At 44.1% G+C, this 16,527-nt stretch carries 13 protein-coding genes; 6 read left to right on the top strand and 7 right to left on the bottom strand.

Annotation, left to right across the window (positions count from 1 at the left end):
* Window positions 1-129: 129 nt before the first annotated feature.
* Genes QUA78_RS25060 through QUA78_RS25050 form a run of 3 tightly spaced genes read right to left on the bottom strand, consistent with a single transcriptional unit; the run spans window position 130 to window position 1,553 of the window.
* The gene (locus QUA78_RS25060) at window positions 130-858 is read right to left on the bottom strand and encodes a response regulator transcription factor (protein WP_333302527.1); all 729 of its coding nucleotides are present in this window, start codon (window positions 856-858) and stop codon (window positions 130-132) included.
* Window positions 859-912: 54 nt separating this feature from the next.
* On the bottom strand, window positions 913-1,149 hold the full coding sequence (locus tag QUA78_RS25055) for an ATP-binding protein (RefSeq protein ID WP_333302528.1): 237 nt from the start codon (window positions 1,147-1,149) through the stop codon (window positions 913-915).
* Between the two features lie 26 nt (window positions 1,150-1,175).
* The gene (locus tag QUA78_RS25050) at window positions 1,176-1,553 is read right to left on the bottom strand and encodes a hypothetical protein (RefSeq protein ID WP_333302530.1); all 378 of its coding nucleotides are present in this window, start codon (window positions 1,551-1,553) and stop codon (window positions 1,176-1,178) included.
* A gap of 344 nt (window positions 1,554-1,897) precedes the next feature.
* On the opposite strand from QUA78_RS25050, the gene QUA78_RS25045 reads away from it, so the two are divergent.
* The 5 genes from QUA78_RS25045 to QUA78_RS25025 all read left to right on the top strand — a co-directional run bounded on the left by QUA78_RS25045 (window position 1,898) and on the right by QUA78_RS25025 (window position 9,733).
* The gene (locus QUA78_RS25045; RefSeq protein ID WP_333302532.1) at window positions 1,898-3,268 is read left to right on the top strand and encodes a transcriptional regulator; all 1,371 of its coding nucleotides are present in this window, start codon (window positions 1,898-1,900) and stop codon (window positions 3,266-3,268) included.
* Window positions 3,255-5,549, top strand: coding sequence for a WD40 repeat domain-containing protein (locus tag QUA78_RS25040; RefSeq protein ID WP_333302534.1), 2,295 nt, complete (start codon window positions 3,255-3,257; stop codon window positions 5,547-5,549). The genes QUA78_RS25045 and QUA78_RS25040 overlap by 14 nt, the downstream gene beginning before the upstream one ends.
* A 1-nt stretch (window position 5,550) precedes the next feature.
* Complete coding sequence (locus QUA78_RS25035; protein WP_333302535.1) at window positions 5,551-7,905, top strand: WD40 repeat domain-containing protein; 2,355 nt, start codon at window positions 5,551-5,553, stop codon at window positions 7,903-7,905.
* Entirely contained in the window at window positions 7,902-9,047 is a 1,146-nt protein-coding gene (locus QUA78_RS25030) for an ATP-binding protein (RefSeq protein ID WP_333302536.1), read from the top strand. Before QUA78_RS25035 ends, QUA78_RS25030 begins: the two co-directional genes overlap by 4 nt.
* Window positions 9,048-9,151: 104 nt before the next feature.
* On the top strand, window positions 9,152-9,733 hold the full coding sequence (locus tag QUA78_RS25025) for an HAD family hydrolase (RefSeq protein WP_333302538.1): 582 nt from the start codon (window positions 9,152-9,154) through the stop codon (window positions 9,731-9,733).
* A gap of 147 nt (window positions 9,734-9,880) precedes the next feature.
* Here QUA78_RS25025 and QUA78_RS25020 read toward each other — a convergent pair whose 3' ends face one another.
* The 4 genes from QUA78_RS25020 to QUA78_RS25005 all read right to left on the bottom strand — a co-directional run bounded on the left by QUA78_RS25020 (window position 9,881) and on the right by QUA78_RS25005 (window position 15,921).
* Window positions 9,881-11,110, bottom strand: a complete 1,230-nt coding sequence (locus tag QUA78_RS25020; protein WP_333302540.1) for an ATP-binding protein — start codon at window positions 11,108-11,110, stop codon at window positions 9,881-9,883.
* 6 nt (window positions 11,111-11,116) lie between these two features.
* Complete coding sequence (locus QUA78_RS25015; protein ID WP_333302542.1) at window positions 11,117-14,044, bottom strand: PAS domain S-box protein; 2,928 nt, start codon at window positions 14,042-14,044, stop codon at window positions 11,117-11,119.
* Window positions 14,045-14,163: 119 nt separating this feature from the next.
* On the bottom strand, window positions 14,164-15,453 hold the full coding sequence (locus QUA78_RS25010; protein ID WP_333302544.1) for an aminopeptidase P N-terminal domain-containing protein: 1,290 nt from the start codon (window positions 15,451-15,453) through the stop codon (window positions 14,164-14,166).
* A 147-nt stretch (window positions 15,454-15,600) separates the two neighbouring features.
* The gene (locus QUA78_RS25005) at window positions 15,601-15,921 is read right to left on the bottom strand and encodes a hypothetical protein (protein WP_333302546.1); all 321 of its coding nucleotides are present in this window, start codon (window positions 15,919-15,921) and stop codon (window positions 15,601-15,603) included.
* 282 nt (window positions 15,922-16,203) lie between these two features.
* Here QUA78_RS25005 and QUA78_RS25000 point away from each other — a divergent pair.
* Window positions 16,204-16,527 (top strand): hypothetical protein (locus QUA78_RS25000; RefSeq protein ID WP_333302547.1); only part of this gene is annotated, 324 nt, incomplete at its 3' end.

Raw genomic sequence — 16,527 nt, 5'->3', positions numbered from 1 at the left:
AACGGCATTGCCGTGTCCCTACAATTAATCAGGCGATGGTTGCATTTCTCATCAAGGGCGATGGCGTTCCGCCCCGCAAGCTACGATCGTTTTGGGGTAGGGAAACGGCATTGCCGTGTCCTCCGTCGCCTAGATAAATTGGCAAATTGCCATTGCCGTGCCAGAGGGCGGGTCGAACCTGTAACCGTAACCCCGAATAGTTTTAATAAACTGCGACCCCGTAGCATCAGCTTGAATCATTTTCTTGCGAATCTGACCAATATGTACGGTAACAAGTTGGTCTTCTCCTGTGTCGTCGCAGTTCCACCCCCAGATTTTTTCGATTAGCTGTTGGCGACTCCAAGATTCACCGGAATGACTTGCCAACAAATACAAAATATTAAATTCCAAGGCTGTTAACTTGATAATGCGATCGTTGAGTGTTGCTTCCCGGCGCGCTGAATCGATCGCGAATCGATCGAATACAATACGCGATGGAGTGACAGGCCTCATGCGTCTCAACACAACTTCGATACGAATTGCCAACTCGGCCAAACCAAAGGGTTTGCAGATATAGTCATCCGCACCAGCGGACAGGATTTTAACTTTATCAGCTTCGTCGGTGCGGCTGCTTAGCATTACCACAAAAACATTAGTACGGCGCTGCATTTCTTGGCAGAGGTGATAGCCTGTAGTATCCGGCAAATTCCAATCAAGAACTACTAGCAGTGGCTTGAATTTCTCAAACAATTCTAAAGCCGTCTCGCCATCTGCTGCCGAATCTACTTGATATTTCTGAGTTAAAAAACGATGAACTAGAGTGCGGATGGACGGGTCATCATCCACAACCAGAATTTTGGGAGCAGTATCAGTAGTCATCACAAAAAATTTTCTTCCTACTGTCAATGGACAACTGGCAATTTCAGAACAGCTTTAGTGAAGAGTAAAGCTCAAGTCGTTCCAACTAAACAGAGTTTTTTCGGGCAATTCTTCTTTCAGCTTTGTCTTGAGGTCAAAAGGCTTGCCCCAATCCCATATTTCGATCTCTAGGCGTTCGTTAAATACTGCGATCGCCAGTTCTATTTTCGGAGTTTCTACTGACTGATTTTTGTGGGCGTGGCGAACAGCATGGGCAAAACCCTCGATCGCAGCAAGTTTACAAAGCTGCAAAACTGTTTCGGGAATGGGTAGAGGCTCTAAAAAAAAACTGCATCAACCCACCATAAAACTTGAGTAACAGCCTGGAGATCGCTATTTAGTTGAATTTTAATTTTATGAAAGGGCTGGTTATAACTTGGCTCGGATTGGGAATTTCGTTGCTCTTGAAGCCAGTTGAAACTGTGTAAAACGTCGATCGCACGCTTAAAAAAACCAGCTTGAGTGCTAGGTTGGGATGGTACTAAAGCTGGCTGAAAATATTTGACAATTAACAGACAGTTTCGACCCTCAGACGTGCGGGTATAACTTAGCTCGTCGGCAATTTTGCCAATCAGTTTAATACCTATCCCATCAGACGAAATTTCATCTAAGTTATCTTCGTCACGGTGCGAGTTGCCCAATAATTTAAAATTCATTTGACTGACCTCTCTTGTTTATCAATAACTGCTTGTCTGTGTTCTGATCAAATCATGGCATCACTTTAATTGAGTGAAGTTGACCAGAGGTATAAAGTTAGGTCTATTAGAGGTCGGTATAATCAAAGTATACTCAAGGTATAATTAAACTACTGTCATGCAGAGTCCCTATCCTTCGCAAGGCTCAGGACTGCGAAGCATCCCAGCCGTCTAAGAGATCCTTGGCAAGGCTCAGGATGATTTAAGTGCATGACGCGTAAGTTGTAATAAAGTTAAATTAGGGGTTAACCTAGATGGATTGGCAAGAATTCCTTAGACGCGAATCTGGGATACATGGATTATCGATGGAACAAACAGAAACATTATTAGCAGCGCTCTCCTCTCCTGAAAGAGAACCCCGAAATCAGGCACAGCTTTCAGTAGAATTAAGCATAGCAGAAGCTACTGTAAAACAGCGGATGGGAGTGATTTACAAGAAATTTGGAAATACTTTTCCTCAACTTCTTGACCAAAACGGTGCCGGAAAATTGGATATATTGTTTATAAAATTAAAACAGAACTATTATCCAAAACCAGACCCAGTATTTGCCCCCTACCCTGAAGAATTTAGATCGTTAATAGAAGAAAAAATTCGGAGGTTTTGCGGCCGCCAATTTGTTTTTGAGACGTTTCAGCAATTTATCACCGAAAATCCTCACGGTTATTTTACGATCGTCGGGGATGCAGGAATGGGCAAAAGTTCGATCGTTGCCAAATACGTCTGGGAACATACATCTCCCTGCTATTTCAATATTCTCGTCGAACGCCGCAACCGACCAGAATTGTTTTTGAAGAGCATTCGCCGGCAATTAATTGACCGCTATCAATTGCCAAATTCAGAAGACGCCGATTTACCGAAATTACTGGCCACGGTGGCGGGGAAACTCACGGCGGGCGAAGGTTTGGTAATTGCAGTTGATGCACTAGATGAAGTCGAACAAGAACCGGGAGAAAATCTTTTACATTTACCGACAACTCTGCCCAATAACGTATATTTCCTGCTGACGCGGCGACCCTTTAACCTCGGTCAAAGGCGGCTGGCCGTATCTCCGGGAGTTCCGGTAAAAGACTTAGATTTAAGAGACAGCGACTATGTTCATTTCAATCAGAATGATATCAAACAGTATATTCAGTATGTTGTGATAAATTCCGATTCTGAGTATAAAGATGCACTTAGAAAATGGATTCAAGACCGCAGCATTACCGATACAACTTTTGTCGAAGAAGTGGCAAAAAAGAGCGAAAACAATTTTATGTATTTGCGGTATGTTTTGCCCGCAATTGCTAAGGGCGATTACAATGACTTGAGTTTAACGCAATTGCCAGATGGGTTGCTAGAGTATTATCAAAGCCATTGGGTGCGGATGGGGATGGAAGCTAAGCCAGGACAATTGATGGAAAATGTCTTGTATATTTTACTAGAGATTGGCACGCCGATTCCCTGCGAGATGATTGCTGGAATTGCCAAGGTGGATGAATGCGATGTGGGAAACGTTTTAGATGAGTGGGTTGAGTATTTGAAAAAGCAGAATTTAGACAGAGAAATCTGCTATACCATCTATCATGCTAGTTTCCTTGACTTTCTGAAAGCAAAACGGGAGATGGATTCAAAGCGGAGAATTTTTCAGGAAGTAAATCAACGGATTGCTGAGTATTTAGAAGATGGGATGGCGTGATATGGGAGAATTTGCTGACAAGTTAGCGGCCAAACCACTTTTCTATCAACGTGCTTATCTGGGCAGCTTACTGCCAAATCATGTCAAGTCAGGTCATTTAGAAAAGTATTATCAAAGAATGACTGATTTTAACTTCCTGATGGCAAAGATTCAGCATCCTGAGTTTGGGTTGCAGGCACTGATTGATGATTTCAATTTAGTTAACGCTTCTGAAGTAGTAACTCACCCAGAATACAACCCAGAAACAGCGAAAGCCCTGAACTTGATTTTAAGGGTACTGTGGATGTCAGCCGATATTTTGGAGCGAGATAAAACCAAACTGGCGGAACAATTGTTAGGGCGCTTGCTGTACTTTGAAATGCCTCCTATTCAGGCAATGCTGGAAGTAGCAAAGCAGTGGAAAGCAGCACCTTGGTTGCGTCCTTTGACACCTTGTTTAACTCCCCCTCGAAGGGGACTGCTACGCACCCTCGACGGTCACAGAAACTCGGTAAATGCAGTCGCTGTCACTGCTGATGGCAAGCGAGCAATTTCTGGTTCGTCGGACAACACCATCAAAGTCTGGGATTTAACCACTGGCGATGAACTGTTTATTTTAAAAGGTCACAGCAACTCGATAAATGCAGTAGCCGTCACTGCTGATGGCAAGCGGGCAATTTCTGGTTCATCCGACAACACTCTCAAAGTCTGGGATTTAACCACTGGAAATGAACAGTTTACTCTTAAAGATCATAGTAGCTGGGTAACAGCAGTAGCCGTCACTTCTGATGGCAAGCGGGCGATTTCTGGTTCGTCGGACTACACCCTCAAAGTCTGGGATTTAACAACTCGAAAGGAACTCTTTACTTTTAAAGGTCACAGCGACTCGATAAAAGCAGTAGCCGTCACTGCTGATGACAAGCTGGCCATTTCCGGTTCGTCGGACAACAGCCTCAAAGTTTGGGATTTAACCACTGGAAATGAACTCTTTACTCTTAAAGGTCACAGCGACTGGGTAAAAGCAGTCGCCGTCACCCCCGATGGCAAGCGGGCGATTTCTGGTTCGTCGGACAACACACTCAAAGTCTGGGGTTTAACAACTGGAAAGGAACTCTTTACTTTTAAAGGTCACAGGGTAAAAGCAATAGCCGTCACTGCTGATGGGAAGCGAGCGATTTCCGGTTCGTCGGAAAACATCCTCAAAGTTTGGGATTTAACAACTGGAAAGGAACTGTTTACGCTTACAGGTCACATGGACTCGATAAATGCAGTAGCCGTAACTGCTGATGGCAAGCGAGTGATTTCTGGTTCGTCGGACAACACCCTCAAAGTCTGGGATTTAACAACTGGAGATAAACTGTTTAGCATCAAAGATCGCAGCTACTTGGTAAAAGCAATAGCCGTCACTGCTGATGGGAAGTGGGCGATTTCCGGTTCGTCGGACAACACCCTTAAAGTTTGGGATTTAACAACTGGAAATGAAAAGTTTACTCTCAAAGGTCATAGGGACTCAGTAAGTGCAGTCGCCGTCACCGCTGATGGCAAGCGGGCGATTTCTAGTTCACGGAACCACACCCTCAAAGTTTGGGATTTAGAAACTGAAGATGAACTGTTTACGCTTCAAGGTCACAGGGACTTGGTATACGCAGTCGCCGTCACCACTGATGGGAAGCGGGCGATTTCTGGTTCACGGGACGACACCCTCAAAGTTTGGGATTTAGTAAATCGAGAGGAACTGTTTACGCTCAAAGGTCACAGGGACTCGGTAAATGCAGTCGCCGTCACCACTGATGGGAAGCGGGCCATTTCTGGTTCGTCGGACAACACCATCAAAGTCTGGGATTTAGAAATAAGGAGGGAATTGTTAGCTTTTATTTGGAGAAATCCAATAGCTCCAAGGCAACTTTTTACCCTCACGGGTCACAGCAAGTCGGTAATAGCAGTCGCTACTACTGCTGATGGCAAGCGGGCTATTTCTGGTTCAACAGACAAAACTCTTAAAGTCTGGGATTTAACCACTGGAAATGAACTGTTTACTCTCAAAGGTCATAGCAAGTCGGTACAAGCAGTAGCCGTCACTGCTGATGGCAAGCTGGCGATTTCTGGTTCAAGAGACAACACTCTCAAAGTCTGGGATTTGTCGAGTGGAAATATCATTGCCAGTTTCACGGGTGAAAGTTCGATCGCCTGTTGCGCCATTGCACCCGATGGAGTCACAATTGTGGCAGGCGACGCATCCGGCCGCGTATATTTCCTGCGACTAGAAGGGATTACTGAGTATTTAGAAGAGGGGATGGCGTGAGATGGGAGAATTTGCTGACAAGTTAGCGGCTAAACCACTTTTCTATCAACGTGCTTATCTGGGCAGCTTACTGCCAAATTATGTCAAGTCAGGAAATTTAGAAAAGTATTATCAAAGACTGACAGATTTTAACTTTTTGATTGCCAAAATTCAGCATCCTGAGTTGGGGGTGCAGGCACTGATTGATGATTTCAATTTGGTTGACGATTCAGAAGCAGTAATTCACCCAGAGTACAATCCAGAAGCAGCGAAAGCCCTGAACTTGATTCAAGCGGTACTGTGGATGTCAGCCGATATTTTGGAGCGAGATAAGGCAAGACTGGCGGAGCAATTGTTAGGGCGCTTACTGTACTTTGAAACCCCAGAGATTCAGGCAATGCTGGAGGTAGCAAAGCAGTGGAAAGAATCACCTTGGTTGCGTCCTTTGACACCCTGTTTAACTCCGCCTCGCAGGGGATTGCTACGCACTCTAGAAGGTCACAGAAACTCAGTAAATGCAGTAGCCGTCAGTGGAGATGGCAAAATGGTAGTTTCTGGTGCATCGGACAAAACCCTCAAAGTCTGGGATTTAACCACAGGAGATGAACAGTTTACTCTCAATGGTCATACCTATTCAGTAAATGCAGTAGCCATCACTGCTGATGGCAAAATGGCAATTTCCGGTTCATCTGACAACAGCCTTAAAGTCTGGGATTTAACAACTCGAAAGGAACTGTTTACTCTCCATAGTCACAGTGACTCAGTATATGCAGTAGCCGTCACTGGTGATGGCAAGCGGGCAGTTTCAGGTTCATCGGACAACACCCTCAAAGTCTGGAATTTAACAACTAGAAAAGAACTGTTTACTCTCCATGGTCATAGCCAGTGGGTAAAAGCAGTAGCCATCACTGCTGATGGAAAAATGGCAGTTTCTGGTTCACTAGACAACACCCTCAAAGTCTGGGATTTAATAACTAGAAACGAAATGTTTACTCTCACAGGTCATAGCGACTGGGTAAATGCAGTAGCCGTCACTGCTGATGGAAAAGTGGCAGTTTCTGGTTCATCGGACAAAACCCTAAAAGTCTGGGATTTAACCACTGGAAAGGAACAGTTTACTGTCAAAGCTCACAGCTACTTGGTAAATGCAATAGCCGTCACTGCTGACGGGAAACGAGCAATTTTTGGTTCGTGGGACAAAACCATCAAAATCTGGGATTTAACTACTAGAAAGGAAGAGTTTACTCTCGAAGGTCATAGCTACTCAGTAAATGCAATAGCCGTCACTGCTGACGGGAAACGAGCAATTTCTGGTTCGTGGGACAAAACCCTCAAAGTCTGGGATTTAACAACCCAAAAGGAACAGTTTATTTTCAAAGCTCATAGCGACTGGGTAAATACAGTAGCTGTCACTGGTGATGGCAAAATGTCAATTTCAGGTTCATCGGACAACACCCTCAAAGTCTGGGATTTAACGAAAGGAAAGGAACTGTTTACTCTCAAAGGTCATAGCAACTGGGTAAATGCAGTAGCTGTCACTGGTGATGGCAAAATGTCCATTTCTGTTTCAACAGACAAAACCCTCAAAGTTTGGGATTTAACAACTGGAAATGAAATATTTACTCTCACAGGTCATAGGGACTCAGTAATCGCACTAGCCGTCACCGAGGATGGCAAGCGGGCGATTTCCGGTTCATGTGACAAAACCCTAAAAGTCTGGGATTTAACCACTGGAAAGGAAGAGTTTACTCTCAATGGTCACAGCCAGTGGGTAAAAGCAGTAGCCGTCACGGAGGATGGCAAGCGGGTGATTTCTGGTTCAAGAGACAACACCCTCAAAGTCTGGGATTTGTTGAATGGAAACGAACTGTTTACTCTCGAAGGTCACATTTACTCGGTAAATTCGGTAGCCGTCACGGAGGATGGCAAGCGGGCGATTTCTGGTTCAGCAGACAAAACCCTCAAAGTCTGGGATTTAACCACTGGAAACGAACTGTTTACTCTCGAAGGTCACAGAGACTCAGTATATGCAGTGGTCGTCACTACTGATGGCAAGCGGGCAATTTCTGGTTCAGATGACAACACTCTCAAAGTCTGGGATTTAATAACTAGAAACGAACTGTTTACTCTCGAAGGTCATAGCTACTCGGTAAATGGGTTAGCCGTCACTGCTGATGGCAAGCGGGCGATTTCAGGTTCATGGGAAAAAATCCTCAAAGTCTGGGATTTAACCACTGGAAATGGCATTGCTAGTTTCACGAGCGAAAGTTCGATCGCCTGTTGCGCTATTGCACCCGATGGAGTAACAATTGTCGCAGGCGACGCATCCGGCCGCGTATATTTCCTGCAGCTAGAAGGGGTGGAGGCACTAACATGAATTCCTCACCTCTGTCAACTCCCATCTCTACCGCTGCTTACCCAAAAGAATTTCAGCAACTCCTGCGAGAAAAAACCGAGAATTTTACAGGCCGCAAGTTTGTTTTTTCTGCGATTTCCGACTTTCTAGACTCCCACAGCCGCGGTTATTTCACAATTGTCGGCACTCCCGGCTGCGGCAAAAGTTCCATCCTCGCCCAATATGTCAGGGCCCATCCTCGCTGTATCTATTACAACGCTGGAGTTGAAGGCAAAAATCGAGCTGAAGATTTTCTCGCTTCTGTCTGCACTCAACTGATTGACAAATACCTTGCCGCCAATGGGGAAACATCCGAAATTGTCAAGCTCAAATCGCAAATTCAAAATCTCGAATCCGATGATGGGAGTTGGTTTCTGTCTTTGTTGCTTCAGCAAATTAGCGATAAATTAGACGTAGCTTGCGAGACGGCACGTCATCGCGAAAAGTTGATAATTGTCATTGATTCTGTAGACGCGATCGCCCGCACGAGTCAGCCTCCGAGCTCAAATCTGTTTTATCTGCCGAGATATTTGGGCGATCGTACTTATTTTATCCTCGCCCGCCGCCCGTTTTTGAGAGAAAAATCCGGTTTGTTAATTGAAACGCCCTCTCAAACCCTCGATTTAAGAGATTATCCCGCCCAAAATCGCGAAGATGCCCTGAACTACATTCAGGAATACCGATCGACTGCACCGGATTTAACTCAACCCGAATTCTGCCAACAACTCGCAACTGTCAGCGAAAACAATTTCATGTATCTGAGTCAGATGTTACCTGCCATTAACGAGAATTCACGCCCCGATGCTAATCTGGGGGAATCCTCACTTGTCTCTGAACTTCCTCCCGGTTTAGCAGCGTATTATCAAAACCACTGGCTGCGGATGAGAGGTGATGCTTTATCGGCAGTTGACTTGTCTGTGCTCAATGTTTTGGTACGATCTACAGCAGGTTTGTCTGTAAGTGCGATATCCAATATAATTGATGAGGATGAATACGATGTTGAAAAAGTGTTAGACAATTGGATCGAATTCTTAAATAAGCAGGAAATCGGAGGAAAAATTTGCTATAGTTTGTATCATGATAGTTTCCGCGAATGGCTGGGAAAACAATCTATTTTAGAATGATGAGTTTACCTAGATTTGCATTTTTTCTCTTCAGTCCGCGCAGGCGGACTTTGTTTGTGTAGACGCGATTTCAATCGCCGAGTTATATCAAAAACAATACAACAATGAAACGAGCAGTATTTCTCGATCGCGATGGCGTTCTCAATATCGAAGTGGGCTACATCCACAAAGTAGAAGATTTGCATTTAATCCCCGGAATAGCTGAAGCTGTACGCCGTTTAAATGACCGACAAATATTTTGCTGTTTGGTTTCCAATCAATCGGGTCCAGCGAGGGGTTATAATCCGATTAGCCACGTAGAAGCTTTGCACAAACGCCTGTGTCAGTTTTTAGAAAATGAAGCAGGAGCCAAGTTAGATGCTCTTTATTACTGTCCTTATTTAAGCGCAGCCGAAGGCGGAACAAACCCCGAATTTACGAGGTATTCGACTTGGCGAAAACCAAATACGGGGATGTTGGTAGCGGCGGCTTGGGAACACGATTTGGATTTGCCGAATAGTTTTATGGTGGGGGATAAAGCGACTGATGTTGATATGGCTCACAATGCCGGCTGTACTGGCATTTTGGTGCAGACTGGTTACGGAGAAAGCGTGTTGAGCGGGGAGTATCAGCACCATACTAAACCGGATTTTATTGCAGCAAATTTAGTGACGGCGGTTGAGTGGATTTTGCAACACTTTGATTAGTGGCATCGGAATTGATATTAGCCAAAGTCAGGACACGGCACTGCCGTGTCCCTACAATTAATCGGGCGATGGTTGCATCTCTCATCAAGGGATCATGATTATTTTGGGGTAGGGAAACGGCATTGCCGTGTCCTCCGTTGCCTGCATTTAAGTTTTCGACAATTGAGTCTTAGAGGAAAGGGCAAGGTAAGGAAGCGCGACTGTGAAGGTTGTACCAACGCCGATTTTGCTTTCGCAGGCGATCGCACCTCCTTGCAATTCCACAGCTTTTTTAACAATTGTTAATCCCAAACCGTTACCTTTAATCTTTCCAGTATTCTTGCAGCGGTAAAACATTTCAAATATTTTCCTTACTTCGGTTTCTGGGATGCCGATACCTTCGTCTCGGATACGCATAATTAGTGAGGGAGAGTTACTATTTATAAATTGGGAATTGCTAAACAAACAGTGAGGAGATAAGCAGAAAATAGCTTCTTTGTCTCCCTCGCCTGCTTGACGGTATTCCAATTCCAAGGTGACTTTCCCGCCGTTTGGGGAATATTTGATGGCGTTGACGATTAAGTTGGAGAGAATGCCGTGCAGCAATTGTTGATCTAACATCGCGCTGGTAACATCTGACGGGATTAATGTTAGTTTGTGCTTGGCTTCATTTCCTAACTGCAATTGATCGAGCAAGTCTTGACAAAATTCGACTAAATTTATCGGTAATGGATTGCATTTGAGTTGGCCTGCTTCTGCTCGCCCCATGAACAGCATATCGTCGATTAGCTGGTTCATCTTTTGGGTAGCTGAGTGCACCAGCCGCAGGGTTCTAACTTGGGATTCGTCACTGCTGCGAGTTCGATCGAGCTCTAGGAGTTCCGCAGAGATTAAAATCGCGTTGAGCGGGTTGCGCAATTCATGAGCGGCCATTGAAATATACTGGTTTTGGCGGTGCGATTTTTCTTCCACAGACTCTCTGGCTGCTTCCGAGGCTTTGAGAGCTTCTCGCATCTTCGTTTCGATTTCGTGTCTGTGCAGGGCAATCTCGATCGCCACCCGTAAATCATGTTGTTGAAAGGGTTTTATAATGTAACCGAATGGATCTGTAAGTTTCGCTCTTTGCAGCGTTTGATCGTCGGCATAAGCTGTTAAAAATACTGTCGGCACATTCCTATTAGTTCGGATTTTTTCTGCCGCTGTTACTCCGTCCATGTCACCTTTAAGCACGATGTCCATCAACACCAAATTTGGCGGGTTTTCTATAGCTTTTTGAATTGCTTCTTCTCCTGAAGAAACTGTAGCTGTTACTACATATCCGAGTTTTTTTAATCTACCTGCTATGTCTTGCGCTACAATAACTTCGTCTTCTACAACCAAAATTTTTATAGGGTTCATTTTTCCTTAAATGCGCTGCCGATAATTTAACTCTTTGAAAATTAGATTGTAGCAAGTTCCACACTGACTGTCAATGGCAATACTTGCCTCTAATTGGTAAGCCAACATTTTAACTAATTGCAATCCTAATGTCTCAGTATTTTCCACGTCAAAATCCTCCGGAAATCCTCGACCGTTATCTTGAATAGTTAAGTTAAATTGCTGATTACTGTCTTCATAAAATTTAATACTAATTTCCCCTCCTAAGCTAGGGGAAAAGGCATATTTCAACGAATTAGAAACCAGTTCGTTAATAATTAACCCGCAAGGAATCGCTGTTTCTATGTTTAAACAAATGGGGTCAACGTTGAGAGTGAATTGGATCGCAGTGTTGCCGCACCCAAAAGATTGATACAAATTAGCAACTAAGTTTTCGACGTAGAGGGGGAGGTCGATCCGATCGAGATGTTCGGATTGATATAGTTGCTCGTGAATCAAAGCCATTGAATGGATGCGGGTCTGGCTTTCTTCAAATAAAGTTAGCATCGCTTCGTCTTCAATGTATTGAGCTTGAAGTTGCAGCAAGCTGGAAATTACCTGCATATTATTTTTGACTCGGTGGTGAATTTCTTTGAGCAATACTTCTTTTTCGCGGAGTGCTGCTTGAATGCGGGCCTCGGTAAATTTGCGATCGCTGATATCTTCGCCAATACCCGCGATGCGGTAAATTTTCCCCGATTCGTCGTAAATGGGAAAAGCTCGATCGCACACCCAGCGAATTGTGCCGTCTGGGAGAAAAATCCGATATTCGTTACTGGTGGACTCGCCCTGCAACACTCGCCCCATTGCCTCTTGCAACAAATGTTTATCTTCTGGATGCACCCACTCCATCATTTTTAAGGGCTCGGCATATAATTCTTCGTTGCTGCGCCCCCAGATGTGTTCGTAAGCTGGACTCAGATACAATAAATCAGTGAATTCAGCAGACATTAGCCAGAAGGAATCTTGGATATTTTCTGCTAGTTGGCGGAACCGTTCTTCACTTTCACGGATGGCTTTTTCTGCCTGTTTGCCTTCACTTATATCTTCTGCAATGCCAACGATGCGGTAAACTTGACCAGCTTGATTTCTAATAGGAAAAGCCCGATCGCGAATCCAGCGTATTTTGCCGTCCGGCCTGACAATTCGATATTCTATCTCGTCTTCAGACTCAATTTGTTTAGTTAAATTAGCAATAACGCGCTCGCGATCTTCTGGATGGACAGACTCTGCAAAAAAGCGCCCGTAAGCATACAAATCAGCGCAGCTTCTGCCCCAAATTTTTTCGTAACCCGGACTTATATAAATAATTTCCTGGGGTTGAACGTTTACCATCCAAAACACGCTTTCAATGTTTTCTGCTAGCTGTCGGAACCTTTCTTCGCTTTCTTTTAGTGCTGCTTCGGTTTCTTTGCGAGCGCTAATATCTTCTGTCACGACTACATTGTAAGTTGCCCCGCTCAGCGGTTCTTTGATTAGCGATACTGTAATATTTACCCAAACTACAGTGCCGTCTTTGCGCAGCAAGCGTTTTTCCATTTTAAAACTGTCAATTTCCCCGGCAAATAATTGCTTGTTTTGTTCTAAATCTGCATCTATATCTTCTGGGTAAGTAACGTCCATCCAAGTTCGCGACAGCAGTTCGCTTGCAGTATATCCCACGATCTCGCAGAATTTTTGATTGACTCGCAAATAGCGGCCTGTTTTGTCGGGGTGGGTAATGCCGACTGCCGCTTGTTCGACGGTTGCTCGAAAGCGTTCTTCGCTATCTCTGATCGTCGCTTCTGTTTTTTTGCGATCGCTAATATCGCGCTGCCCGCCAAAATAGCCTACGATTCTGCCGTGGGAATCGTAAATGCAAATATAGTCGCCTTCCACCCAAATTAGATCCCCATCAAACTTGCGATTGTCATTTTCGATGTGAATTCGGCCTTCATCAAAAAATTGCTTGATTATCTCTCTGCAGCCAGTAAAGTTGTGGGAGAATAAAGAGTCAAGCGTGCGGCCAATAAACTGTTCCCTAATACCTCCGTATTGAGCTATTAAAGCATCGTTTGCCTTCGTTACCCGCCCGTGAGTAAATACGTAATCTAAAACTTTTTCTTTGTCAACTGTATCGTCCCAGTGCACGGGTTCGTCCAGCATCATAAAGAAAAAGCCATCTAAAGATTGAGAAAAAAACAGTTCTAGCTGTTCCTGGCTTTCCCGCAAAAATTCTTCGGCGCGCCAGCGATACATAATTTCTTCCCGCAATTGTTGGTTAGCTATTCTTAGCTCTTCAGTGCGCTTTTGATATTTAATTTCTAGCTGATTTTTGATTTCTTCCAGCGCTATTTCTGCCTGTTTTTTTTCGGTAATATCTTGAGTAACGACCATTCCTGCAAAAATTTCTTCCCGGTCGTTTTTGACTGGAGCAACTGTTATTGAATAAACGCGACCGCCGTATTTATATTCAAAAGTATTCTCTTTTCCTGCCAAAGCCGCGCGATATGTAGTCTCAAAAAGTGGCAAATCTTCAGGTGGCGATACTTCCCACAATGTTTTGCCTTCCAACTGTTTTTTGGACAAACCAACTACTGCCAACCCTTGGCCGTCAACCAGAGTATAGCGCAAATCGCGATCGAACAAAAACACCGAGCCATTAGGATAATGTTTGATAAGAGTTCGGTACATTTCCTGGCTTTTTTCCAGAGATGCGATTAACCGAATGCGATCGTCCTCGGTGATATCAAATTCAGTTGCGCAGCCCGAAAAGCCTGGATTCTCGACTGCTTTGAGTTGTGCTTCTAATTTCTGGCACAATTCTCTCTGCTGCTGCAAATGCTCTTCTAGTTGTCGAATTTTTGCTTTTTGCTCTGCTACTAATGCTTCGCAGGTTTCGAGAGGTCGATCGATCTTGGTAGGATCAATACACATAATGGCTCTAGGTTTGGCTGTTGCGGACTTGAGCTTTTTCAAGCCAATACTAACAAAGCTCAAGCCTTCACTGCCAACTTAATTAGTCAGAATCTTTCCTGACTTCTTTTTTTCTTCCTTCATTTAGGAACTCCAGCCGTCAAAACTTCATGACAATCAACTGTCACCAAAACATCATCTTCAATTCTCACGCCAATACCGCGCCATTTTTCAGGAACCTCCGGCTGTCCTTCAACGGGTTTAATATAAGGAGAAATATAAATCCCCGGTTCCACCGTCAGCACTTGTCCTGCCTGCAAAACTTGCGGATTTTCGCCGTACTGATAAACGCCGACATCGTGCACGTCTAATCCCAGCCAATGACCAGTGCGGTGCATATAAAATGGCTTGTATTTCTCTTCTTTAATTATCTCTTCAATGTCCCCCACCAAAAGTTTTAAATCCATTAAACCTTCCACCAAAACGCGCACTGCTGTTTCGTGAATTTTGCTGTAAGGATTCCCCGGATATACTTGACTAATTGCCTGCAATTGTGCTTGCAAAACTAAGTCATAAATTATCTGTTGTTCGGCTGTAAATTTGCCGCTGACAGGAAAAGTGCGAGTAATATCAGCGTTGTAGTAGCCGCAAGCACAACCAGCATCTATTAGCAACAAATCGTTTTCCTGCATTTGTCGGTTGTTTTCGATATAGTGCAGGACGCAGGAATTGTAACCTGATGCAACAATTGAAGGGTAAGCGGGAGTGCAGCCATTTAAGCCAAAAGTATGTTCTATTTCAGCTTGAATTTCATATTCGTATCTGCCCGGTTTGGCGAATTCTTGGGCGCGGTTGTGCGCTGCAACTGAGATATTAGCAGCTTTTCGCATTAATGCTAATTCTGTTTCACTTTTTACCAGCCGCATCGGGTGTAAAATGATGTTGGAATCTTCGATTGCTGTCGGGCCCGTGCCGCGTTTGGGGTAGGTTGCCATCAAGCGCTGCCAGTGATTGAGGACTGTTTGGTCGAAAGTACCATCGCGCCCGAAGTGATAGTATATGCGATCGGCTTTTTCTAAATATTTCGGCAATTTTTCCGCAAGTTCGGCGATGGGGAAAGCTTCATCCGCCCCGTACAATTCCTTAGCGCCTTCTACTCCGGCGCGATAACCGTGCCAAGTTTCTTTTTCCAAGTCTTTTGGCTGCACAAACAAGACAAATTTGTGTTCTTCGTGGTGCGGCGCGATCACTGCTACCGCCGCAGCTTCGTTGAAACCGGTTAAGTAGAAAAAATCGCTATCTTGTCGGTATGCGTATTCTACATCGTTGTGCATGACGGCTGCGGGCGCGCTGCGAAATATCGCCGTCCCGCTGCCAATTTTTGCCATTAACTGTTCGCGTCTTTGCCGGTATTCGCTGGGGTTGGTCATTCGATTTTAGATTTTAGATTTTAGATTTTAGATTGAGTGTAATATTAACACTCGGCGGTTTCAAGCGCTGCTTTTCAAACTTGCACCCGCAAGCCCAAGGTTGAAGATATAGGTGCTCTGTTTTTTTTCTGGGTCTACTTATTGATTCTATTGTTCTGCGATCGCCAATTGACAAGTATAGTCAACCAGCCGAGACAAAGATGAGTTGCGATCGACTAAAGTCCATCTCGGATCGAAATTTGACCAATTTTCGCCATTTTCGCTAACTCTGACAGTTCTAAACTGTCGCTGCTGGCAGTTAACTTCCATTTGCGCCAACAATTTCTGGTTACTAAACTGTTGAGTTCCTAAAATAGTTCTGACTGGATAAGAAGGAGCACCTGGAATATCCGATTTACTTAATTCAACGCTGCTGGGGTCGAGGCAAATATCTACAAAACATCTTAATTTCTCGGCGCGGGCGCTCAAAGTATTGACACAAACAAAAATAAAAGTTGCTATTTAAAAAAATGACGAATTCTTAGTATGTATGGCAAATTTAGTATTCATCTGCGTTAATTGGCGTTTAGGGGCGGTTTAATATTATTGACAGTTTAATAACAATACTCCGGACAGTTTTTAAAGAGGAATGCTTACGCAATAAAATAGAGAAGTGAAAAAAGTGAGTGCAATCGGAACCCAAAATAAACAGAAAAAAAGGCGCTCTTTTAGGTTAAGCTATAAAAACACACAAGCTCAACAGATTGCCTTATGAACATTATTGAATCCATCTTACAACAAATGCCAGGGATTAGTCAACCCCAAAAGAAGTTTTTAATCACTTTATTCTCAACTATTTTGCTGGCCTATGGCAAGGTCAACTTCACGAATCTCAGTCGTTATAGCTGTTTGAGTGAAAAAACCTACCGTCGTCACTTTCTCAAAAGCTTTAACTTTCCACAACTTAATCAATATTTTCTCAAAGAAGCCTTAAACCCTGAACACACAATTATTGCTGTTATTGATTGTTCTTTTTTAAGAAAAAGCGGCAAAAAAACTGACGGTAAGGCTTATTTTTATAATGGTGTAGCTGGT

This window comes from Microcoleus sp. K4-B3 (assembly GCF_036704615.1).
Lineage (GTDB): Bacteria > Cyanobacteriota > Cyanobacteriia > Cyanobacteriales > Microcoleaceae > Microcoleus.
This window is presented reverse-complemented; position numbering and strand designations above follow the sequence as displayed.